This is a genomic window from Streptomyces solicamelliae (assembly GCF_045348655.1).
Lineage (GTDB): Bacteria > Actinomycetota > Actinomycetes > Streptomycetales > Streptomycetaceae > Streptomyces > Streptomyces solicamelliae.
Window position 1 is genome coordinate 455,806 of record NZ_CP160404.1, and the last position, 21,759, is coordinate 477,564.

Consider the following 21,759-nt stretch of genomic DNA (forward strand, 5'->3'; position numbering starts at 1 on the left):
GGGCGTCCCGAGTGCCGGGCGTCCATGTCCACGATGCGGCCGGTCGAGGCCGGCGGTGTCACCCATTGATCATTGATACAGTTCCGGATCTCATCCCGGCGTACAGCCGTTCGACGCCCAGGGGTTCGCACCGAGGAGAGTCCGCCCGTGGGGAGAGTCGTCGACGACGCCGCCTCCGTGGAGTTCCATGCGTTCTTCGAACGTCACTACGCCGAACTGGCCCGTCTCGCCCACCTGTTGACCGGCGAGGCGGACGCCGCCGACGATCTGGCGGCGGACGCGCTGCTCGCCCTGTGGCACCGCTGGGACCGGGTGCGCGCGGCCGACCACCCGGTGGCGTACGCGCGCGGGGTCGTCGCCAATCTGGCCCGCACCCGGATCCGCAGCGCGGTGCGCGAGCGGCGCCGGATCGCCCTGTTCTGGTCGCCGCGCGAGGAGAGCACCGAGAACCCGGACGTCGCCGGCACCCTCGACGTGCAGGCGGCACTGCGCCGGCTGCCGTTCCGCAAGCGCGCCTGCGTGGTGCTGCGGCACGCCTTCGACCTCTCGGAGAAGGACACCGCGCTGGCCCTGGGCGTGTCGGTGGGTACGGTGAAGAGCCAGACCTCCAAGGGGATGGCCGAGTTGCAGCGGCTGCTCGGGACACAGGGAGCGCCGCAGCAGCTGCACGCGGCCGGAGGAAGGAACCGATGACGCGGGACGGGCAGGACGAGCTGCGCGCCCGGCTGCGCGAGGCGGCAGAGGCGCATCAGCCGGACCGCGCGCGCATCCTGGCCCGGATCGAGCGCGGCAGGTCCGAGCAGGCCGGCGCGGACACCCGTCCGCGGCGCCGGCCGGTGTCCGGCCGGCTGCGGGTCGTGGGCGCCGCGGCCGGGGTGGCGGGCGTACTGGCGGCCGGCAGCCTGGCGATCGCCGCCGGGGTGCAGGAGGAACAGCCCGCGACACGGGTCACGGAAACGGCGTCCCCGACCACCACGCCGTCACCGGAGACGGCGACCCGCCCGCCGGTCGTCCCCCCGCCCCCGAAGCAACACGACAAGAGCACCGACGACGCACGCCTTTCGGGCGAGCCGACCCGCAACCCGTACACACCCCCCGTCGCCCCTCCGACCCCCTCCGCCGGCGCCACCACCGCCCCCCTGTGGTCGGACGGCTCGGTGGACCCCCACAGCAACGAGTTCTGGGCCCAGAGCAACGTCACGCTCAAGTCGACGACCGACCTCACCGCACTCACGGTGAGCCTGCGCATCGCCCAGACCGGCGGGGTGTCCTCGACGGGCGCCTGGCGCACGCTGCCGGAAGAGGACTTCGCCCTCGCGGTCGAAGAGCGAGACGGCTTCCTGACCTACACCTGGGTGCTCAGGCAGGGCCGCACGGTCCCGGCGGGCGAGTGGGTGTTCGCCGGGCAGTACGACCATCGGCGCGGCGGCCGGGACGCCGGGGCCGACCGGTACACGGCGACGGCGGACGCGGGCTCCCAACGGCTCTCCGCCTCGGGAGACTTCGCGCCTCGCGGCGACGACTAGACGGTCACCGGCGGAGCTCGTACAGAAAGTTTCGATCGCGCGGCAACCTCTTCCGCGGTGGTGGCGACAACAGGGCGCAAGCATCCCCCACCACGCAAGGAATGGGTATGACAGCACGACCCGAACCACGTGTACGCCGGCACCGCCGCAGCCTCACCAAGCGGCGCGCGGTCATCGGCGGCGCGGCCGCCTTCGGCCTCACCGCGACGGCCGTCGTCACCACGACGATGCTGTCCTCGGCCGGCGCCGCGTCCGCCTGGCCGACGGCCACCGGGCAGAAGGCCGTCGGCAGCACCATCAAGGTGACCGGCACCTACGACGGCGCGTACCAGCGCTTCTACGGCAGCGGGGCGCTCGGCGGCAGCAGCCAGGACGAGGGCCAGGACCCGGTGTTCCAGCTCGCGGACGGCGCCGTCCTGAAGAACGTCGTCCTCGGCACGCCCGCCGCCGACGGCGTCCACTGCCTCGGCAGCTGCACGCTGCAGAACGTCTGGTGGGAGGACGTCGGCGAGGACGCGGCCACCTTCAAGGGCAAGTCCGCCTCGGCCGTCTACACGGTCCACGGCGGCGGCGCCCGGCACGCCAGTGACAAGGTCTTCCAGTTCAACGGCGCCGGAAAGCTGGTGGTGACCAGGTTCCAGGTGTCGGACTTCGGCAAGCTGGTGCGCACCTGCGGCAACTGCTCCACCCAGTACAGGAACCGCCAGGTGATCATCAACGACGTGGACGTGACCGCCCCGGGCAAGTCGATCGTCGGCATCAACGCCAACTACGGCGACACGGCGGCCCTGCGCAAGGTACGCATCACCGGCGACGGCGGCAGGAAGATACAGCCGTGCACCCGCTTCCGGGGCAACAGCACGGGCGCCGAGCCGAAGGTCCTGGGCACCGGCCCGGACGGCACGAACTGCCGGTACACGGCCAAGGACCTCACGTACAAGTGAGGGACCGGCGGCGGCACCTGAGGTGAGTGGGGAACGCCCCCGCCGACGGCGGTCGGCGGGGACGTTCCCTCATCCTCTTGGGAGCGCTCTCAGAGCGTGGCGGATACAGATATCCTGAACGTGCACCACCCCGAGTCACCCCCTGTCTCCGCCCGTCACCCGCCCCGTCACCGCACCGCCGACGCAGCCGAGGAGCCTCCGCCTTGACCGAGCAGATCACGGGGCCCCGCCCCACGCTCGAAGCCGTCGCCGCCCGCGCCGGCGTGTCCCGCGCCACGGCCTCCCGGGTCGTCAACGGCGGCGCGGGCGTCCGCGCCCCGCTGGTGGAGAAGGTGCGCAGGGCCGTCGAGGAGCTCGGCTACGTCCCCAACCACGCGGCCCGCACCCTGGTCACCCGGCGCAACGGCGCGGTGGCCGTGATCATCGCGGAGCCCGAGTTCCGGATCTTCTCGGACCCGTTCTTCGAGCAGCAGGTACGGGGCATCAGCCGGGAACTGACCGCGCACGACGCCCAGTTGGTGCTCCTGTGGGTGGAGGGTCCCGGAGACCACGAGCGGATCGCCCGCTACCTGGGCGGGGGCCATGTCGACGGCGCCCTCGCGTTCTCGCTGCACAGTGACGACCGACTGTCGGCGCTGATCGTCCGCAGCGGTGTCCCGACGGTGTTCGGGGGCCGCCCGGCGGGCTCGGACCTGGCGGTGCCGTTCGTGGACTGCGACAACCGCGGCGGGGCTCGGGAGGCCGTACGGCACCTGGTGTCCCTGGGACGGAAGCGGATCGCGCACATCGCGGGACCGCGGGACCAGACCTCCGCGTTGGACCGGATCGCGGGCTACCACGACGTCCTGGTGGACGCCGATCCGGCGCTGCTGTGCCAGGGCGACTTCACGCGGGAGAGCGGGGCCCGGGCGATGGCGCAGCTCCTCGACCGGTGGCCGGACCTCGACGCCGTCTTCGCCTCCAACGACCTGATGGCCGCGGGCGCGCTGAGCACCCTGCGCGAGCGCGGGGTGCGGGTGCCGGAGGACGTCGCGGTGGTCGGCTTCGACGACATGGAGTCGGTGGTCCGGGACACCGCACCGGCGCTCACCACGGTCCGCCAGGACATCGAGGGCATGGGCCGGATCATGGTGAAGCTGCTGATGCGGCGGCTCGACGGCGCGGGCGAGGCGGAGTCGGCGTCGGCGTCGGCGTCGGTGATCACGCAGACGAGCCTGGTCCGGCGGGCGTCGGCGTAGGGCGCACGGACAGACACAGACGCGCACGGCGGGTGCGGGCCCGAAGCCCCGCACCCGCCGCAGATCATGCCGGGGCCGACTCAGCTGTACGGAATCACCAGCACCGCCGTGTCCGTCCCCGTCTGCAGGCGCGAGTCCGCGTTGCCGATCGCGCTCCAGACCTCCAGCCGCACCGTTCCGCCGCGCAGGTCACCGAGCGTGCCGGTGGCGGACTTCAGGCCGCGGCCCTGGTTGTACTCCTCCCAGCCGGCGACCGGGTCCGTGGCGAAGTAGTGGTACGTCTCCGTCCGGTCGAAGGAGCCGTCGCCGGTGAGGTCGTAGCTGACCCGCACCTGCTGGCCGAGGCCGACGGCGGTCCCGGCGTCCACCGGGAGGCGGAACGCGGTCGTGCGGCCGGCGCCGAACGTACCGTTGACGCCGCGGACCTCGTAGACCAGCGGCCGGTACGGGGTGCCGTCGTGGTTGGCGCCGCCCGCCGACGGGATCGTGTCGCTGCCGGGCGTGCCGCCGGTGGCCGTGGTGAGGACGCCGCCGGAGCGCAGCCGGAAGGTGTCGCCGGTCGACGGCTCGGGGTCGGGATCAGGGTCGGGGTCGGTGACCGTCCCGTTCCCGACGGCGGTGGACCGCGCCGGCACCGCGAGCGCCTTGCCGTCGGAGAACGTCACCGTACGGGCGGTGGAGCCGTGGTTGTGGGCCACGTACGTGCGGGTGCCGTTCCTGGCGAAGACCGCGGAGGTGGGGAGGTCGCCGGTCACCGCGGTGTCGGGCGCCCCGAGGGCGTTCAGGCTGGTGAGCCAGTGGTACGTGTGTGCCTTCGACTCGCCCGCCTCCGGGGTGTAACCGCCGTTCCCCGCGTCCCACTTCGCCTTCGCGGCCGCCGGGTCGGCGAGGGACTGGAACTCCCAGAGGAGGTCGCGCCACTCGACGGCCGGGCCGCCGTTCTCCCGTTCCATCTCGGCGATGTTGCGCCGGATCGCGGCCTGGTGGCCGCCGAGGTGGAGTGAGCCGCCGCTGGTGACCGGGAGGACGTTGATGCCGTGGATCTCCTCGGGGTTGGCGGTCCACCAGGTGGCGTACGCGGCGCCGCTGCCCCAGACCATGCCGGCGGTGTCGTGGCCGAAGGAGCCCGGGAAGACCTGCTGGTCGGCGTCGAACCAGTACTGGGCGATCGCCTCGCCCTCGGTGGCCAGCAGGTAGCTGCCGAGGTCGCGCAGGCCGGTGTCGCCGGTGGCCGAGCCCCACAGCACGAGCGCGGCGCTGAGGTTGGTGGACTCCGAGGAGGACTCCTGGTTGTTGCCGGCGGCGAAGCCCTGGTGGCCGCTGGCCCAGCTGTGCCCGGCGTACACGTCGAAGCCGCGCAGGAACGGGAAGGAACCGTCGGTGCGGCTGGGGTTGGCCGTGTCCCGGATCAGGGTCTTCACCATGCCGCCCCACGCGGAGTCGGCGGCCCAGCCGGCGTCGTACTGGGCGACGATCGCGGCCGCGTAGACGTAGTAGCCGTAGTGGAAGTGGTGGTCGTTGAGCTCGGTGTCGCTGCCGTAGGAGGCGGGGTAGCCGGTGAGGGTCTTCCATGTGCGGTCGTACGAGAACTCGTTCGACCCGCCCGCGGTGAACCAGTCCTGCAGGCGGCCCTTCATCAGGCCGAGGAGCCGGTCGCGGATCGCGGTCTCGCCGATCTGGTCGGCGAGCGGCACCAGTTGGGCGAGCCGGCCGAGCGCCTTGCCGGTCCAGTACGTGTCGGTGGCGCCGGAGAACGGGTCGGCGGCGTTGACGACCTCGTTCAGGTGGCCGCGCAGCCTGGCGGCGTCGACGTCACCGGTCCTCGGCAGGCCGGGCAGGACCGGGGCCGCCTTCTGGCTGGTGCCGAAGGACGCGCCCTCACGGACCTTCATGGTGCCGCGCGGCGAGACGTACGTGTACGGGGTGAGGGCGTCGGTGGTGCGCAGCCACTGGTGCCGGTAGAGCGCCTGGAGCGTGCCGCGCTCGGTGCCCTCCTTCGCCTCGGTGGTCAGGGTGTAGGTGGCGCGGACGGTGCCGCCGGAGGTGCTCCAGTTCACCGTGGACCCGGTGACGAAGCTGAAGGCGTACTTCTTGTAGGTCGCGAGCGCGTCGGTGGACGGCAGCACGGCGACGGAGAAGTAGTCCTTGCCGCCGAGTGCGGCGCTGACGGTGGTGCCGGAGACGTTCCAGTCGGCGCCGGTCGGCGCGAACAGGGCGTAGTGGTGGCCGGCGACGGTGATGCCGAGGACGTTGCCCTGGTCGGCGAAGACGGCCGGGGTGCCCGCGGTGGTGATCTGGGCGTTGCCGCCGGAGCCCCGGGCGTACACGAAGGGGCTGCCGTGGCCGATGGTGGTGCGCAGGGTGCGGGCGCCGTCGGACCAGTAGGGCGTGACGGTCCAGTCGGACCAGGCGTCCGCCTTGGTGTCGGGCGAGTTGAGCCCGGTCAGGCCGATGGTGAGGTCCCGCTTGTGGGCGTACTCGTACTGGCGGCCGTCGCCGACGATCTGCGGGGTCGTCGGGTAGCCGATGTCGAGGCCGCCCGCGGTGGCCTGGTAGGTGAGCGGATGGCCGTACATCGGGGTGGAGTACGGGTTGTCGCCGTAGCGCTGGAAGGCGAGCGAGGACCACCAGTCGTTGGTGGGCACGGGCTTGCCCTGGGCGGCCGGGGTGACCTTGGGGGTCACGGGCGCGCCGGTGTTCGTGGTGGGGCCGGACGTGCCGGCGGGCCGGGTGTCGGAGTAGCTGCCGGCGCCCACGGGGACGGCGGCGGCCGCCGCCGGGGACGCCGCAGGTACGAGCCCGACGGCCGCCAGGGCGGCGGCCAGGGCCAGCACGACGGCTGGGCGCGAGTGGGGGACTGACATGGGGAACACCTCAAGTCATCACGACGGACGGAGCGGCTCGGGCTCCCTTCGACCGCTGCAGACCGCCGCAGGCCGCCGGGCCGTTCGAGAGCGCTCTCAGATCGGCCGGAAACGTATTCCTCTTGAAACAGGGGTGTCAAGAGATTGCGCAAGAGCCGAAGTGAGGGCCGAATCCGACCCGTTATGTCTTCGACTCTTGACGGAACACGTCCGTCACCGGCAAGCTCCGGCACAACTTGAGAGCGCTCTCAACGTGTTCTCGCCCGCCCCTCAGCCCAGGGAGACTTCTCATGCGCACTGCCCGAGCCGCCAGAAGAGCCGCGTTCCGCATGGGGGCACTCGCGCTCGCCGGGTCCCTGCTCGCCGCCTGCGGGGGTTCGGGGGACGGCGGCTCCGACAGCGCCGGCGGCGACGTCACCCTCACCGTCGACCTGTTCGGCTCCTTCGGCTACAAGGAGGCGGGGCTCTACGCCGAGTACGAGAAGCTCCACCCGGGCGTCACCATCAAGCAGACCGACACCGAGGACGAGGCCGACTACTGGAAGTCGCTGCAGACCCGGCTCGCCGGCGGCGGCGGTCTCGCCGACGTCCAGGCCGTCGAAGTCGGGCGCATCGCCTCCGTCGCCCAGCAGCAGACCGACCGGTTCGAGGACCTGAGGAAGTACGGCGCGGACTCGCTCGAGAGCCAGTTCGCCCCGGCCAAGTGGGCGGCCGCCAACGGCAAGGGCGGCGAGGTCCTCGGCCTCGGCACCGACGTCGGCCCGGAGGCCATGTGCTACCGCACGGACCTCTTCCGGCAGGCCGGCCTGCCGACCGACCGCACGGAGCTGGCGAAGCGCTGGGCCACCTGGGACGGGTACCTCGACCTCGGCAAGCAGTACAAGGCGAAGGCGCCCGGCAAGAGCGCCTGGCTGGACAGCGTCGGCAGCCTCTACTCGGTCATGATCGGCCAGCAGAAGGAGCGGTACTACAACGCCTCCGGCAAGCTGATCTGGGAGACCAACCCGGCACTCAAGGCCGCCTGGGACACCTCCGTCGAGGCGAGCGAGGCCGGGCTGAGCGCCAAGCTCGACCAGTGGTCGCCGCAGTGGAACCAGGCGTTCGCGGCCGGCTCGTTCGCCACGATCCCCTGCCCCGCGTGGATGCTCGGCTACATCAAGGGCCAGGCCGGCGACGCCGGCAAGGGCAAGTGGGACGTGGCCGCGCTGCCCGGCGGCGCCGGCAACTGGGGCGGCTCGTACCTCGCGGTGCCGAAGGCGGCGAAGCACAAGAAGGAGGCGTACGAGCTGATCAAGTGGCTCACCGCGCCCGAGCAGCAGGCCAAGATCTTCACCAAGCAGGGCAACTTCCCGTCGTCCACCGGCGCGATCACGAAGATCGCCGGCGCCACGGACCCCTACTTCTCCGGCGCGCCGATCGGCCAGATCTTCGGCGACGCGGCCAAGGCCGCCCCGGTGCAGGTCCTCGGCGTCCACGACCAGAACGTCGCCCAGCAGATCACCAACGCGCTGAGCGAGGTCGAACGCAAGGGGACCGCGTCCGACCAGGCGTGGAAGAACGCGAAGAAGGGCGTCGAGAACACGATCGGCTGACGCCGGCCGGGACCGGGCCCGGCGGGGCCCGGCCGACGTCGGTCGGCCCGGCGGGGCCCGGCCGACGTCGGTCGGCCCGGCGGGGCCCGGCCGACGTCGGTCGGCCGGTCCCGTGGTCCCGGCTGACCTCGCCCCCGACCGCCCCCGCCACCCCCGACCGCCTCCGGTCGGGACGGGCCCGGGCGTTCCTCCCCCGCTCGGACTCCGCCCCGGCCCGATCCGGAGGCTCCCCCTCGCCCCGCACCGCTTCTTCCTCGCTCCCGAAGGGCCGCACCGTGACCCTCACCGCATCCGCGCAACCGACCCCGATCCCGCCGCCGCGCCCGGCAGCGGCGGGCCCGGCCTCACCCGTCCGGCGCGCGTGGCGCACGCTCTCGCCGTACGCCTACGTCGCCCCGTTCTTCACCCTCTTCATCGCCTTCGGGCTGTTCCCCCTGATCTACACGGCCTTCGTGTCGCTCTACCGCGTCGAGCTCCAGACGCCCGGCGACATGGAGTGGCGCGGCCTCGGCAACTACACCGCGCTGCTGAACGACGAGTTCTTCTGGACCTCGCTGCGCAACACGTTCACCATCGGGGTGATCTCCACCGTCCCCCAGCTGGTGATGGCGCTCGGCCTGGCGCACCTGCTCAACTACAAGCTGCGCGGGCGGACGTTCTTCCGTACCGCGATGCTGCTGCCGTACGCGACCTCCGTGGCCGCCGCCACGCTCGTCTTCGCCCAGCTCTTCGGCCACGACTTCGGCCTGATCAACTACGTCCTCGGCCTCGTCGGCATCGGCCCCGTCGACTGGCAGACCGGCACCCTCGCCTCCCAGGTCGCGGTCTCCAGCATCGTGATCTGGCGCTGGACCGGGTACAACGCGCTGATCTACCTGGCCGGCATGCAGTCCATCCCGCAGGAGCTGTACGAGGCCGCCGAGATGGACGGGGCGTCACGCTGGCGGCAGTTCTTCCACGTCACCCTGCCGGGGCTGCGGCCCACCATCGTCTTTACGGTCGTGGTCTCGACGATCGGCGCGACCCAGCTCTTCGGCGAGCCCCTGCTGTTCGAGGGCTCCGCCTCCGGCGGCATCGCGCACCAGTACCAGACGCTCGGTCTCTACATGTACGAGCAGGGCTGGGGCTTCTTCCATCTGGGCCGGGCCGCCGCCATCGCCTGGGTGATGTTCCTGCTGATCGTGCTGCTGGTCGGGGTCAACGCCCTGATCGCGCGGCGCCGTTCCCGCAAGGAGGCCGGCCGATGACCGTGCTCGCCACTCCCCCGGCCACGTCCCCGGCGCCCGAACAGCCGCCGGCCGGACGGCGGTACCGGTCGCGCGCCGGACGCACGATGCAGGGCGGCCGGCTCGCGTACGCGTTCCTGATCGTCGCCGTGCTCGTCTCGGCGTTCCCGTTCTACTGGACGATCGTCGCCGCCAGCCGCTCCAACGCCGATCTGGCGAAGGTCCCGCCGACGCTCCTGCCGGGCCCGAACCTGATGCGCAACTTCGAGGCGGTGATGGAGGAGGCCGACATCGGCAAGGCGCTCCTCAACTCCCTTGTCGTGTCGGGGTCCGTGACCCTCGGCACCGTGCTGTGCTGCACGCTGGCCGGGTTCGCCTTCGCCAAGCTCCGCTTCCGCGGCCGCGGCGCGCTGCTCGCCGTCACCGTCGGGACCATGATGATCCCGCCGCAGCTCGGCGTGATCCCGCTCTTCATGCTGATCGCCGAACTGCAGTGGGTGAACCAGCTCCAGGCCGTCATCCTGCCCGGCCTGGTCTCCGCCTTCGGCGTGTTCTTCATGCGCCAGTACCTGGTGCAGTCGCTGCCCGACGAGCTGATCGAGGCGGCCCGGGTGGACGGGGCGTCCACCGCCCGGATCTTCTGGTCGATCGTCGTGCCGATCGCCCGGCCCGGCATGGCCGTGCTCGGTCTGCTGACCTTCATGGCCGCGTGGAACGACTTCTTCTGGCCCATCATCGCCCTCTCCTCCTCCGAGCCGACCGTCCAGGTCGCCCTGCGTCAGCTCGGCGGCGGCTATGTCAACGACCAGTCCGTGATCATGGCCGGCACGCTTCTCGGCACCCTGCCCGTCCTGCTGGTCTTCGGCCTGCTCGGCCGGCAGATCGTCGGCGGCATCATGCAGGGCGCGGTCAAGGGCTGACCCGCCGGCTTCACCAGCCCGCGGCTTCACCCGCCCTTCGTCTTCCTTCCCCTCGTCTCACTCCCCCGTCGTCTCACTCCACGGAGCTGCCCTCCCATGACCGCGCTCGACGACCCGCGCACCGCTCCCCGCACCGGCGCGACGCCCGCCCTCCGCTTCCCCGAGGGCTTCCGCTGGGGCACGGCCACGGCCGCGTACCAGATCGAGGGCGCCGCCGCCGAGGACGGCCGCACGCCCTCCATCTGGGACACGTTCAGCCGCACCCCGGGCAAGGTCCGCAACGGTGACACCGGGGACATCGCCGCCGACCACTACCACCGCGTCGACGAGGACATCGCCCTGATGCGGCGGCTCGGCGTCACCGACTACCGCTTCTCGATCGCCTGGCCCCGGGTCCAGCCCACCGGGCGCGGCCCGGCCGTCCGCAAGGGCCTCGACTTCTACCGGCGCCTCGCCGACTCCCTCCTCGAGGCCGGCATCCGCCCCGTGGCGACGCTCTACCACTGGGACCTGCCGCAGGAGCTGGAGGACGCCGGCGGCTGGCCGCACCGGGACACTGCGTACCGCTTCGCCGAGTACGCGGCCGTCATGGCGGAGGCCCTCGGGGACCGGGTGGCGACCTGGACCACGCTCAACGAGCCGTGGTGCGCCGCCTTCCTCGGCTACGGCAACGGCGTGCACGCCCCTGGCCGCACCGACGACCTCGCCGCGCTGCGCGCCGCCCACCACCTCAACCTGGCGCACGGGCTCGGGGCCCGCGCACTGCGCGGCGCACTACCGGCGTCCGCCGAGGTGTCGCTGACCCTCAACCTCCATGCCGTACGCGCCCTTACGGAGCGCCCAGAGGACCGGGACGCGGCCCGCCGGATCGACGCCGTCGGCAACCGGATCTTCCTCGACCCGGTCTTCCACGGCCGGCTCCCGCAGGACCTGGTCGAGGACACCGCGTCGGTCACGGACTGGTCGTTCGTGCACGACGGCGACCTGGCGGCAGCGGCGGCGCCGATCGACTCGCTCGGCATCAACTACTACTCCCCCTCCGTCGTCGCCGCGGGCATCTCCGAGTCGCCGTCGCCGTGGGCGGGCGCCGAGCGGCACGTACGCTTCGTGCCGGCGCCCGGCCCGCGCACCGCCATGGACTGGCCGGTGGACGCCGACGGTCTGTACGAACTCCTGCTCCGGCTGCGGGACGAGCTGCCCGACGTCCCCCTGGTGATCACGGAGAACGGCGCGGCGTACGACGACTACGCGGACCCGTCGGGGAACGTGAAGGACCCGGAGCGGGTGGACTACCTGCACGCGCATCTGACGGCGGTGCACCGCGCGCTGGCGGACGGCGCGGACGTGCGGGGCTATTTCCTGTGGTCGCTGCTCGACAACTTCGAGTGGGCGTACGGGTACAGCAAACGGTTCGGCATCGTGCACGTGGACTTCGCCACACAGCGGCGGACCTTGAAGGACAGCGCCCGCTGGTACGCGGAGGTGATCGCCCGCGGCGGGCTCGCGGAGGCCTGACAGGGCCGTCCGAGCGCGGATTTCCGGTGCAAGCACGAGGAGAGCTGCCTGATCAAGCCCACTTTGGAGAGGCCAAGGTCACAGCTGGTCACCCTGCTGCTCCTTTGTGCACCTGGCCTAGCATCCGGGCATGACTGTGCTGCCTGACGACGGCCTCTCTCTGGCCGCCGAGTTCCCCGCAGCGACCCATGCGCAGTGGCAACGCCTCGTGGCGGGTGTGCTGAGCCGGTCGGGCAAGGACGTTCCCGAGACCGAGGCCGAGGACGCGCTGTCGACGGCGCTGGAGGACGGCCTGCGGGCGCGTCCCCTCTACGCGGCCGCCGACGGCGTGCCCGACGCCGGCTTCCCCGGCTTCGCCCCGTTCGTCCGCTCCGGTCGTGCCGAGGGCAACACCGCGGGCGGCTGGGACGTGCGCCAGCGGCACACGGTGGCCGACCCCGAGGCGGTCCTGACGGACCTGGAGAACGGCGTCACCTCGCTGTGGGTGGCCGTCGGCGACTGGGGCGTCCCGGTGGACGCGCTGGACCGGGTGCTCCGGGACGTCTACCTCGACCTGGCCCCGGTCGTCCTGGACGCCGGTCACGAGACCGCCGCCGCCGCGGAGGAGCTCCTCGCGCTGTACGCCCGCAGGGGTGTGGCCGCCGGGGCGGCGCGCGGCAACCTCGGCGCCGACCCGCTCGGGACGGAGGCCCGCACGGGTTCCGCCTACGACGGCGACGGGTATCCGGTCGCCGTCGGTCTCGCGCGCCGCTGCGCGGAGACGTACCCGGGGCTGCGGGCGCTGACCGTGGACGCCCTGCCGTACCACGAGGCCGGCGGCTCGGCCGCGCAGGAACTGGGCTGCTCGCTCGCCACCGGTGTGGCGTACCTCCGGGCGCTCACCGACGCCGGTCTGAGTGTCGAACGGGCCCTGGGGCAGCTGGAGTTCCGTTACGCGGCCACCGCCGACCAGTTCCTGACCGTCGCCAAGCTCCGTGCCGCGCGGCGTCTGTGGGCCCGGGTGGCCGAGGCGTGCGGCGCGCCGGCGGCGGGGGCGCAGCTCCAGCACGCGGTGACGTCGCCGGTGATGATGACCGCCCGCGACCCGTGGGTGAACATGCTCCGCACGACGGTCGCCACGCTCGCCGCCGGCGTGGGCGGTGCCGACTCGGTCACCGTCCACCCCTTCGACCACGCCCTGGGCCTGCCGGACTCCTTCTCGCGCCGGATCGCCCGCAACACCTCGTCGATCCTCATCGAGGAGTCGCACCTGTCCCGGGTGATCGACCCGGCCGGCGGCTCCTGGTACGTGGAGACGCTGACCGACGAACTCGCCGGAGCCGCTTGGGAGTTCTTCCAGCGGATCGAGGGCCTCGGCGGTCAGGCGGCCGCCCTGCGCTCGGGTCGCCTGGGCCAGGACCTGGCCGAGACCTGGGAGGCGCGCAGCGGCAAGCTGGCCAAGCGCCGCGAACCGGTCACCGGTGTCAGCGAGTTCCCGCACCTGGCGGAGAAGCCGGTGGTCCGCGAGCCCGCGCCCGCCGAGCCGACCGGCGGCCTGCCCCGGGTACGGCGCGACGAGGCGTACGAGGCGCTGCGCGCCCGCTCCGACGCCCACCTGGCCGCGACCGGGTCCCGGCCGCGGGTCTATCTCGCGGCGCTCGGGCCCGCCGCCGCGCACACGGCGCGCCTCACCTTCGCCGCGAACCTGTTCCAGGCAGGCGGCGTCGAGCCGGTCACCGAGGGGTCCTTCGAGGACAGCGGAGCCACCGAGGTCTGCCTGTGCTCCAGCGACGCCCTGTACGAGGAGCAGGCCGAGTCCGAGGTCGCGGCCCTGCGCGCGGCCGGGGCGCGGCACGTGTTCCTGGCCGGCCGGCCCGGTTCGTACCCGGGTGTCGACTCGTACGTCTTCGCGGGGTGCGACGCGGTCGCCGTGCTCTCCGCCACTCTCGACCGCATGGGAGCGTCCTGATGGGAATCCCCGACTTCACCGGGATCGGCCTCGGTTCCCCGTCCCCGGCGGGCAGTGCCGAGGAATGGCACGCCGCCGTCAAGCGGGCCGCCGACGGCGACGACCTGCTCTGGGAGACGCCCGAGGGCATCGGGGTCAAGCCGCTGTACACCGGCCGTGACCTGGAGGGCCTCGACTTCCTGGGCACGTACCCGGGCGTCGCGCCGTATCTGCGCGGCCCGTACCCGACGATGTACGTGAACCAGCCGTGGACGATCCGCCAGTACGCGGGCTTCTCGACGGCCGAGGAGTCCAACGCGTTCTACCGGCGCAACCTCGCGGCCGGCCAGAAGGGTCTGTCGGTCGCCTTCGACCTGCCGACCCACCGCGGGTACGACAGCGACCACCCGCGGGTCACCGGCGACGTCGGCATGGCGGGTGTGGCCATCGACTCGATCTACGACATGCGCCAGCTGTTCGACGGCATCCCGCTGGACAAGATGTCGGTGTCGATGACCATGAACGGGGCGGTGCTGCCCGTCCTCGCGCTGTACATCGTGGCGGCCGAGGAGCAGGGCGTGTCCGCCGACAAGCTGGCGGGGACCATCCAGAACGACATCCTCAAGGAGTTCATGGTCCGCAACACCTACATCTATCCGCCGAAGCCGTCGATGCGGATCATCTCCGACATCTTCGCCTACACCTCGCAGCACATGCCGCGGTACAACTCCATCTCGATCTCCGGGTACCACATCCAGGAGGCGGGCGCGACGGCCGACCTGGAGCTGGCGTACACGCTGGCGGACGGCGTCGAGTACCTCCGGGCGGGCCGCGAGGCGGGGCTGGACGTGGACGCGTTCGCGCCGCGGCTGTCGTTCTTCTGGGCGATCGGCATGAACTTCTTCATGGAGATCGCGAAGCTGCGCGCGGCCCGGCTGCTGTGGGCCAAGCTGGTGAGGCAGTTCGACCCGAAGAACGCCAAGTCCCTTTCGTTGCGCACCCATTCACAGACGTCGGGCTGGTCGCTGACGGCCCAGGACGTCTTCAACAATGTCACCCGCACCTGTGTGGAGGCGATGGCGGCCACCCAGGGCCACACCCAGTCGCTGCACACCAACGCCCTCGACGAGGCGCTGGCGCTGCCGACCGACTTCTCGGCGCGGATCGCCCGCAACACACAGCTGCTGATCCAGCAGGAGTCCGGCACCACCCGGGTCATCGACCCGTGGGGCGGCAGCGCGTACGTGGAGCGGCTGACGTACGACCTGGCGCGCCGGGCCTGGCAGCACATCGAGGAGGTCGAGGCGGCCGGCGGCATGGCGCAGGCCATCGACGCGGGCATCCCGAAGCTCCGGGTGGAGGAGGCCGCGGCCCGCACGCAGGCGCGGATCGACTCGGGCCGGCAGCCGGTGATCGGCGTGAACAAGTACCGGGTGGACGGCGACGAGCAGATCGAGGTCCTGAAGGTCGACAACTCCTCGGTGCGGGCGCAGCAGATCGAGAAGCTGCGGCGGCTGCGTGCCGAGCGCGACGAGCGGGCCTGCCAGGACGCGCTGGAGGACCTCACGCGAGCGGCCGGTGGTGAGGGCAACCTGCTGGAGCTGGCCGTGCGCGCGGCCCGCGCGAAGGCCACCGTCGGCGAGATCTCGGACGCCCTGGAGAAGGTGTACGGCCGGCACGCCGGCCAGATCCGTACGATCTCCGGCGTGTACCGCAACGAAGCGGGCGAGTCCCCGTCCGTGGACTCCACCCGCGCGCTCGTGGACTCCTTCGAGGAGGCCGAGGGCCGGCGCCCCCGCATCCTGGTCGCCAAGATGGGCCAGGACGGCCATGACCGCGGCCAGAAGGTGATCGCCACCGCCTTCGCCGACCTGGGCTTCGACGTCGACGTCGGCCCGCTGTTCCAGACGCCGGCCGAGGTGGCCCGGCAGGCCGTCGAGGCGGACGTGCACATCGTGGGCGTCTCGTCGCTGGCGGCCGGTCACCTCACGCTCGTCCCCGCGCTGCGGGACGAGCTGGCGGCGGAGGGCCGGGAGGACATCATGATCGTGGTCGGCGGGGTCATCCCGCCGCAGGACGTGCCCACGCTCCTGGAGATGGGCGCCGCCGCGGTCTTCCCGCCGGGCACGGTCATCCCGGACGCGGCCGCGGACCTGGTCCGCCGGCTCTCGGCCGACCTGGGGCACGAGCTGTAGCCCATGGCGATCGACATCGACACGTACGAGAAGGGTGTCCGGGACGGGAAGCGCGCCCTCGTGGCGCGCGCCATCACCCTCGTGGAGTCGACCCGCCCCGCGCACCGGGCGCTGGCCCAGGAGCTGCTGACCCGGCTGCTGCCGCACAGCGGCCGGGCGCGGCGGATCGGGATCAGCGGTGTTCCCGGGGTGGGCAAGTCGACGTTCATCGACGCCTTCGGCACGATGCTGACCGGGCTGGGGCACCGGGTGGCGGTGCTCGCCGTCGACCCGTCGTCCACCCGGACCGGCGGGTCGATCCTGGGTGACAAGACCCGGATGGAGCGGCTGGCGGTGGACCCGGCGGCGTTCGTCCGCCCGTCCCCCAGCGCGGGCACGCTCGGCGGGGTCGCGAAGGCGACCCGCGAGTCGATGGTGGTGATGGAGGCCGCCGGCTACGACGTGATCCTCGTCGAGACGGTCGGCGTCGGCCAGTCGGAGACGGCGGTCGCGAACATGGTCGACTCCTTCCTGCTGCTGAGCCTGGCCCGCACCGGCGATCAGCTGCAGGGCATCAAGAAGGGTGTCCTGGAGCTCGCGGACGTCGTCGCGGTCAACAAGGCGGACGGCCCGCACGAGGCCGACGCCCGTGCCGCCGCCCGCGAACTCGCGGGCGCGCTGCGGCTGATGCACGGCCGGGAGGCGGTCTGGACGCCTCCCGTCCTCAGCTGCAGCGCCCGCGAGTCGACCGGCCTCGACGAGGTATGGTCGCGGCTGGAGAAGCACCGCTCCCTCCTCAGCGCGACCGGCCGCCTGGACGCCCGCCGCCGGGACCAGCAGGTCGACTGGGCCTGGACGATGGTCCGCGACGAACTGCTCACCCGCCTGCACGCGAACCCCGCGGTCCGCGCGCTCACCCCGCAGGTCGAACAGCAGCTCAGGCAGGGCGAGTTGACGGCGACCCTGGCCGCGGAACGCATCCTCGCCGCCTTCGGCGAGGAGGGCGTCTGAGGACCCGCCGGCTCAGCCGCCGGCCACCGTACGGTCCAGAAGGGTGAGCAGGCGGTCCCAGTGCCGCTTCAGCCCGTCCGCGCTGAAGGCGTCGGTGTCGGACATCGTGAAGCCGTGGACGGTGCCGGGGTAGATCTCGCAGGTGTCGCGGGCGCCCGCGGCGTCCAGGGCCCGGTGCAGCTCACCGATCACCTCGGGCGACATGTCGCCCTCGGCGAGGCCGAGATGGACCTCGGCGGTGAGCTGCGGCACCAGGCGATGCGGGCTGTCGGGCCCGTCGGTGACCACGCGCCCCGGGTGGAACCCGGCCACGGCGGCCACCCGGTCGGGCTGGGCCGCCGCCGTGCGCAGCGCCAGGAGGGTGCCGATGCAGTACCCGGTCACGGCGACCGGTCCGGCGGCGACCTCGGGCCGGGCGGTGAGGAACGTGAGGTAGGCGTCGGCGTCGCGCGCCGTGCGCTCGGGGGTCAGGGCCGCTTCGAGCAGGGGCATCAGCCGGGCGACGACCGCGGGCCGGACGGCTTCTCCGATGTGCGCGGGAAGGTCGACCACCGGTGCGGGGCCGTGCCGGTGGTAGAGGTTGGGGACGAGCACGTAGTACCCGTGCCCGGCCAGTTCACGGGCCATCTCCTTGAGCGCGGGCCGCAGGCCGAACGCGTCCGAGTACAGCAGCACTCCCGGATGGCACTCGCCGCCGTCGGGGAAGGCGACGAAGGCGTCGGCCAGGCCGTCCTCGGTGGGAATCCACAGCGTATGGGTGGGCATCGATTCTCCTGTCGTGGTCGATGTGTCGAGCTTGTTCGTCAACACGACGGAGGCGGAGCCCTCGCGGCAGCGGCGGGTGCTCGTTCGAACTGCGGGCCCTCAGCGGCCCGTACGGCGCTCAGTGGGGCACCGGGTCACCCATCCGTGCCTGGCGCAAGGCCGTCCCGGTAGTCATGCCCGCAGCCTAGCCCACGGTGCCTGCTGGGCGCGGCGCTCGCAGGAAGCGCCGGGCGATCGCCGCCGCGATCGCGTCCGGTGCGTGTTCCTGGATGAAGTGCCGCGCGTGGGGCAGTTCGGCCACGTCGAGGTCTGCCACGCTCCATTCAGCACCCCTCAGGACGACGCAGTCGGCGTCCGCATGAGCTCCACCAGGCTGGAGAAGCTGTCCGTCGCGTGACCGGCGTCCATGCCGCGCCGGAAGAGGTCGGCGACGGCGGCCGGCAGGGCGGTGTCGACGCCCGAGTCCGCGAAGGTGTGCAGGACGTGCTCGACGCTGGCCGCTCCCATGGCCAGCCGGTCGACATCGCCGAGATGGTTGCCGGCGTCGATGCGCTCGGCGTAGAAGGCGAAGAACCCGGTCAGCGAGTTCGCGGTGTCGACGGCGTGCGGCAGGATGTCGGCCGCGGTCAGACCGTTCGCGCGGGCGAGGGCGATCGCCTGCCAGTAACTCACCATGGACGTCCAGAACATGACCATGCCCAGCTGGTAGAGGAGTGCGGCGAGCCCCGGATCCTCGCCCTGGTACGCGACGTGCCCGGTCACGACTTCGAGCAGGGACCGGTGCTCCTCGAACACCTCGCGCGGGCCGCTGTAGAAGGTGGACGAGTCGGGCTGCCCGATCCCGGCGGGCGACACGGTGACGCCCCCCGTGAGATGCACGGCACCGCGTTCGGCCGCCCAACGGGCGGCGGCCCGGGCCCGCTCGGGGGTGTCCGAGCTGAGGTTGACCAGGATCCGGCCGGCCAGCGCCCGCGCCGTGGCGGGCTCCAGCACGTCGTACATGGCGGTGTAGTCGGTGAGGCTGAGGACGACGACCTCGTTCGCGGCCAGGGCGTCGTCCACGGTCGGCGCGAACACCGCGCCGCGGGCCACGAGTTCATCCGCGCGGGAGGCGGTGCGGTTCCATAAGGTGACGTCGTATCCGCGGTCCAGGAAGGCCGCGGCCATGGCCCGGCCCATGGGCCCGAGCCCGACGACGGTGACCGACGACTTTTCGATACCCATAAGGAGCTTCCCCCATCTCACTAAAACGAACGCTCTACCCAGAGCGACACCGGCAACGTACCACACCACTAGAACGAACGCTCTACCGGCGCTCCCCGTCGCCGGTGAGCAGGAACGCGGGCCTGTCACGCTCCCAACCCGGCACCTCCAGCGCGTTGAGGGCCGCGACGATCCGCTTCTCCTCGTAGGTGAAGTGCGTCTCGATGAGCGCGGCAAGGCTGTCCAGCTCGCGCCTGAACGCGGTGGGGTCGGACTCCGGGGCGAGCTCCCCGACGAGGGTCTCGAGCCGCTGCAGGGAGTCGTCCACCAACTGGTGGTCGCGCCGCAACTCCTCCAGCACGGGGCGCAGTTCGGGGAACTGCTCGGCTACCTTGACGAACGCGAAGTCGTTCTCGCCGTTGTGATGCCGGTCCAGTGCCGAGCAGAAGGTCAGGCAGTGGGTCCGCAACTCGCGGACGCGCGTACCGCCGGCCAGATAGGCGTCGACGTCCTGCCGCAGCGCCGCGAGCTCCTCGCGGAGCCAGAGGTGTACTTCGATCAACTGATGGCCGAACGCCGTCAGGCGTCCATGGGATGTCACCAAGACTGTTCCTTGGCTTCGGCGCCTCCATGCCCACGACGGTCTCTTCGCCGGGTACACGCGACACTGACCCAAGTTCGTATCAACGCCATGAACGATCTGTCAATGACAGCGTCACGGCGCCCTACACCGGCTCCTCGTACACGTCGATCTCGGAGAGCCCGCGATCAAGCAGCGGTTCGAGGTGACGCTCCATGGCGGCGAACCACTCGTCGAGGTCCGCACCGGCGTCGTGGAAGAACCAGGAGGTGAAGCTTCCCAGCGCGTCCAGGACGATTGCGCACTCGTAGCGGAGTTCGCAGTGAACCTGTACGTAGTGGTGGTGCTCACCGTCGTCGTCACTGATGTCGAACTGGCGCGTGAGGTCCAGCGTGAACATCGGCCGCCCGGTGAGGGCGTACGTGCCGTACTGGACGAGCAAGCCGTCCGAGTCGGCTGTCGGCGCGGTGGCAAAGCGCTGCCGACCGAACCGCATGAAGGCCGTCCACGCAGCCCGAGTGGTCAACTCGGCCGCCTTCGTCGGTCGTCCGACGACCAGCTCGGCACGGAGGAGGTCCAGCGCTTCCTCCCGCCGCGGCCTGTCCTGCACGCTGCCTCTCCTCACCTCGTGAACGAGCACCTTGACCCCTATGATGATCATCGCCGAGGAACGCGGGAAGTCCTGTGGACCGTCGAAAGCGACACGCACGGGGGAATGCGGACATGACTGCGCGGCAGGACGACGAGCCGTCCGGCAGACGGACCAGGCGCCGCCTGGCCGTGAAGGTGGCGGCCCTGGTCGCGCTCGGCGCGCTCGCCGCCGGATGCTCCTCCGAGGCCGAGCAGTTGGGCACCGTCTGGGACACCCCTGCGGACCGCGAGGCCGAGCAGGAGGGCAACGGGGCCTGGCTGTCTCGCGACACGCTGGTCCACAGCCGCTTCGACGCGGTGCGCGGGTACGACGCCCGTACCGGCAAGCGGAGTTGGGAGTATGTGCCACCCGGCCGCTCGGCGGTCTGCCACGTGGCCGCCGACAGCGTCAACTCGGTCCTGGTCCTCACCCGTGACGGGGACGGTGCTCCCCACGCGGCCAAGAAGGAGCTCTGCACCACCGCCGTCGCGATCGACATGAAGAGCGGCCGTCAGATCTGGCAGGTCCCTCTCACCGCCGGCGAGTCCGGCCTCCATCGCCTCCAGCCCTCTCCGGTGTCCGCGGGCAGCGGCGTCGCGGTGCTGCTCACGAAGAACGAGCTGCACGCCGTGGACGTACGCAGCGGGAAGCCCCGCTGGAAGGCGGCCCTGCCGAAGAGCTGCGTCCCGATCCGGACCGCGGTGGCCGAGCGCCAGTTCGCGGCACTCCTCGCCTGCGGCGGCACCGACAACCCCTGGGGCGACAAGATCCCGAGGGACGCCGAGCTGCACGTGGCCACCCTCGCCCCGGCGACCGGCGCGCTCCTGTGGTCCGCCCCGCTCGGGGGACGGACCAGCATCCCCTGGGACGTCCGTGCGGAGTTCGTGTCGGCCGACCCGGTGGTCGTGGCCACCTCGGCCTCGGGCGACTCCGACATCGGGGCCTACCACTCCTTCGGCAGGAACGGCCGCCCGAACCCTCCGATCGATTTCAGCGGTCCGTACGGCGAGATCAAGCTCTCCGAACGACTCACGGCGGCAGTGGACGACAGCAGGCTCTACGCCCTGCCCTTCCACCGGGTGCGGAACAGCAGTGTCGACCCGCACCGCCTGACCGCGTTCGACCTGGCCACCGGAGAGCCGGTCTGGGGCGGCACCGTGGACGACGACCGCCTCGACGGCGACACCGGCCATCGCATCGTTCCCCAGGACGGAAAGATCACCGTCCTCACCTCGCGCCACGAGACGCCCTTCTTCGGCGACCGGACGTCCACGTACAGCCTGCGGGTCCTCGACGGCGCCACGGGCGAGCAGCGCGAAGTGCGCACCTTCCCCGAGGGAGCGGAGCCGGTGGACACGTTCTTCGTGCACGAGGGCCGGATCATCGGCGCCCGCTACGAGTCGTACGGGTCACGGAACAAGCCCTTCACGTCCTACGAACGCCGCTGACCGAGGTCACGCGGAGCCCCTCAACGCCCCCTCAACGCGCCGCCGACGAAGGGTGGGCCACCCGTGATCGAGCCGGTGCGGACCTGGCGCCTCCCGCGGTGCACGGGTACGACGGAGGCGTGGCCGGCTTCGTCGAGCGGGCGCGCGAGCCGGCAGCGGCGTACGGCGAGCGCTTCACCCCGCCGGCGCTCCTCG

General features: G+C 71.9%; 18 protein-coding genes. 12 read left to right on the forward strand and 6 right to left on the reverse strand.

The window, feature by feature from the left end:
- The first annotated feature begins 147 nt into the window (after window positions 1-147).
- From ABZO31_RS02245 to ABZO31_RS02260, 4 genes are all read left to right on the forward strand, one after another.
- Window positions 148-693, forward strand: coding sequence for a SigE family RNA polymerase sigma factor (locus ABZO31_RS02245; RefSeq protein ID WP_406859136.1), 546 nt, complete (start codon window positions 148-150; stop codon window positions 691-693).
- Window positions 690-1,526, forward strand: coding sequence for a hypothetical protein (locus tag ABZO31_RS02250; protein ID WP_406859137.1), 837 nt, complete (start codon window positions 690-692; stop codon window positions 1,524-1,526). The genes ABZO31_RS02245 and ABZO31_RS02250 overlap by 4 nt, the downstream gene beginning before the upstream one ends.
- A 107-nt stretch (window positions 1,527-1,633) precedes the next feature.
- On the forward strand, window positions 1,634-2,470 hold the full coding sequence (locus tag ABZO31_RS02255; protein ID WP_406859138.1) for a pectate lyase: 837 nt from the start codon (window positions 1,634-1,636) through the stop codon (window positions 2,468-2,470).
- 203 nt (window positions 2,471-2,673) lie between these two features.
- Window positions 2,674-3,708 (forward strand): LacI family DNA-binding transcriptional regulator, encoded by a 1,035-nt coding sequence (locus ABZO31_RS02260; RefSeq protein ID WP_406859139.1) that lies wholly within the window; start codon window positions 2,674-2,676, stop codon window positions 3,706-3,708.
- 80 nt (window positions 3,709-3,788) lie between these two features.
- On the opposite strand, the gene ABZO31_RS02265 is transcribed toward ABZO31_RS02260, so the two are convergent.
- Window positions 3,789-6,572, reverse strand: coding sequence for a glycosyl hydrolase (locus ABZO31_RS02265; RefSeq protein WP_406859140.1), 2,784 nt, complete (start codon window positions 6,570-6,572; stop codon window positions 3,789-3,791).
- Between the two features lie 290 nt (window positions 6,573-6,862).
- Here ABZO31_RS02265 and ABZO31_RS02270 point away from each other — a divergent pair, with 290 nt between their 5' ends.
- The 7 genes from ABZO31_RS02270 (at window position 6,863) to meaB (ending at window position 16,937) form a co-directional block, all read left to right on the forward strand.
- Window positions 6,863-8,164: an extracellular solute-binding protein gene (locus ABZO31_RS02270; protein ID WP_406859142.1), complete on the forward strand. Its 1,302-nt coding sequence runs from the start codon at window positions 6,863-6,865 to the stop codon at window positions 8,162-8,164.
- A gap of 275 nt (window positions 8,165-8,439) precedes the next feature.
- Window positions 8,440-9,411, forward strand: coding sequence for a carbohydrate ABC transporter permease (locus ABZO31_RS02275; protein WP_406859144.1), 972 nt, complete (start codon window positions 8,440-8,442; stop codon window positions 9,409-9,411).
- Window positions 9,408-10,310, forward strand: a complete 903-nt coding sequence (locus ABZO31_RS02280; protein WP_406859146.1) for a carbohydrate ABC transporter permease — start codon at window positions 9,408-9,410, stop codon at window positions 10,308-10,310. Before ABZO31_RS02275 ends, ABZO31_RS02280 begins: the two co-directional genes overlap by 4 nt.
- Window positions 10,311-10,406: 96 nt before the next feature.
- Window positions 10,407-11,825 (forward strand): GH1 family beta-glucosidase, encoded by a 1,419-nt coding sequence (locus ABZO31_RS02285; protein ID WP_406859148.1) that lies wholly within the window; start codon window positions 10,407-10,409, stop codon window positions 11,823-11,825.
- A 130-nt stretch (window positions 11,826-11,955) separates the two neighbouring features.
- On the forward strand, window positions 11,956-13,773 hold the full coding sequence (locus ABZO31_RS02290; protein ID WP_406859149.1) for a methylmalonyl-CoA mutase family protein: 1,818 nt from the start codon (window positions 11,956-11,958) through the stop codon (window positions 13,771-13,773).
- Window positions 13,773-15,947 carry a methylmalonyl-CoA mutase gene (gene scpA, locus ABZO31_RS02295; RefSeq protein WP_406859150.1) on the forward strand — a complete coding sequence of 725 codons (2,175 nt, stop codon included), beginning with the start codon at window positions 13,773-13,775 and terminating at the stop codon, window positions 15,945-15,947. The genes ABZO31_RS02290 and scpA overlap by 1 nt, the downstream gene beginning before the upstream one ends.
- A gap of 3 nt (window positions 15,948-15,950) precedes the next feature.
- Entirely contained in the window at window positions 15,951-16,937 is a 987-nt protein-coding gene (gene meaB, locus ABZO31_RS02300; RefSeq protein ID WP_406859152.1) for a methylmalonyl Co-A mutase-associated GTPase MeaB, read from the forward strand.
- A 12-nt stretch (window positions 16,938-16,949) separates the two neighbouring features.
- Here the strand turns inward: meaB and ABZO31_RS02305 are convergent, their stop codons facing one another.
- From ABZO31_RS02305 to ABZO31_RS02325, 5 genes are all read right to left on the reverse strand, one after another.
- A complete protein-coding gene (locus ABZO31_RS02305; RefSeq protein ID WP_406859153.1) occupies window positions 16,950-17,702 on the reverse strand; it encodes a dienelactone hydrolase family protein in 753 nt (250 codons plus the stop codon).
- A gap of 184 nt (window positions 17,703-17,886) precedes the next feature.
- Window positions 17,887-18,018, reverse strand: coding sequence for a hypothetical protein (locus ABZO31_RS02310; protein ID WP_406859155.1), 132 nt, complete (start codon window positions 18,016-18,018; stop codon window positions 17,887-17,889).
- Between the two features lie 17 nt (window positions 18,019-18,035).
- Window positions 18,036-18,926 carry an NAD(P)-dependent oxidoreductase gene (locus ABZO31_RS02315; RefSeq protein WP_406859156.1) on the reverse strand — a complete coding sequence of 297 codons (891 nt, stop codon included), beginning with the start codon at window positions 18,924-18,926 and terminating at the stop codon, window positions 18,036-18,038.
- An 82-nt stretch (window positions 18,927-19,008) separates the two neighbouring features.
- The gene (locus ABZO31_RS02320) at window positions 19,009-19,506 is read right to left on the reverse strand and encodes a hemerythrin domain-containing protein (RefSeq protein ID WP_406859157.1); all 498 of its coding nucleotides are present in this window, start codon (window positions 19,504-19,506) and stop codon (window positions 19,009-19,011) included.
- 124 nt (window positions 19,507-19,630) lie between these two features.
- Entirely contained in the window at window positions 19,631-20,194 is a 564-nt protein-coding gene (locus ABZO31_RS02325; protein ID WP_406859158.1) for a hypothetical protein, read from the reverse strand.
- A 14-nt stretch (window positions 20,195-20,208) separates the two neighbouring features.
- Here ABZO31_RS02325 and ABZO31_RS02330 point away from each other — a divergent pair, with 14 nt between their 5' ends.
- Entirely contained in the window at window positions 20,209-21,564 is a 1,356-nt protein-coding gene (locus tag ABZO31_RS02330; protein WP_406859160.1) for a PQQ-binding-like beta-propeller repeat protein, read from the forward strand.
- Window positions 21,565-21,759 lie beyond the last annotated feature (195 nt).

Coding starts and splice junctions, on each gene's coding strand:
- ABZO31_RS02330 (WP_406859160.1), top strand. CDS start 20,209: ATGACTGCGCGGCAGGACGACGAGCCGTCCGGCAGACGGACCAGGCGC.
- meaB (WP_406859152.1), top strand. CDS start 15,951: ATGGCGATCGACATCGACACGTACGAGAAGGGTGTCCGGGACGGGAAG.
- ABZO31_RS02265 (WP_406859140.1), bottom strand. CDS start 6,572: ATGTCAGTCCCCCACTCGCGCCCAGCCGTCGTGCTGGCCCTGGCCGCC.
- ABZO31_RS02305 (WP_406859153.1), bottom strand. CDS start 17,702: ATGCCCACCCATACGCTGTGGATTCCCACCGAGGACGGCCTGGCCGAC.
- ABZO31_RS02290 (WP_406859149.1), top strand. CDS start 11,956: ATGACTGTGCTGCCTGACGACGGCCTCTCTCTGGCCGCCGAGTTCCCC.
- ABZO31_RS02285 (WP_406859148.1), top strand. CDS start 10,407: ATGACCGCGCTCGACGACCCGCGCACCGCTCCCCGCACCGGCGCGACG.
- ABZO31_RS02270 (WP_406859142.1), top strand. CDS start 6,863: ATGCGCACTGCCCGAGCCGCCAGAAGAGCCGCGTTCCGCATGGGGGCA.
- ABZO31_RS02255 (WP_406859138.1), top strand. CDS start 1,634: ATGACAGCACGACCCGAACCACGTGTACGCCGGCACCGCCGCAGCCTC.
- ABZO31_RS02250 (WP_406859137.1), top strand. CDS start 690: ATGACGCGGGACGGGCAGGACGAGCTGCGCGCCCGGCTGCGCGAGGCG.
- ABZO31_RS02280 (WP_406859146.1), top strand. CDS start 9,408: ATGACCGTGCTCGCCACTCCCCCGGCCACGTCCCCGGCGCCCGAACAG.
- scpA (WP_406859150.1), top strand. CDS start 13,773: ATGGGAATCCCCGACTTCACCGGGATCGGCCTCGGTTCCCCGTCCCCG.
- ABZO31_RS02315 (WP_406859156.1), bottom strand. CDS start 18,926: ATGGGTATCGAAAAGTCGTCGGTCACCGTCGTCGGGCTCGGGCCCATG.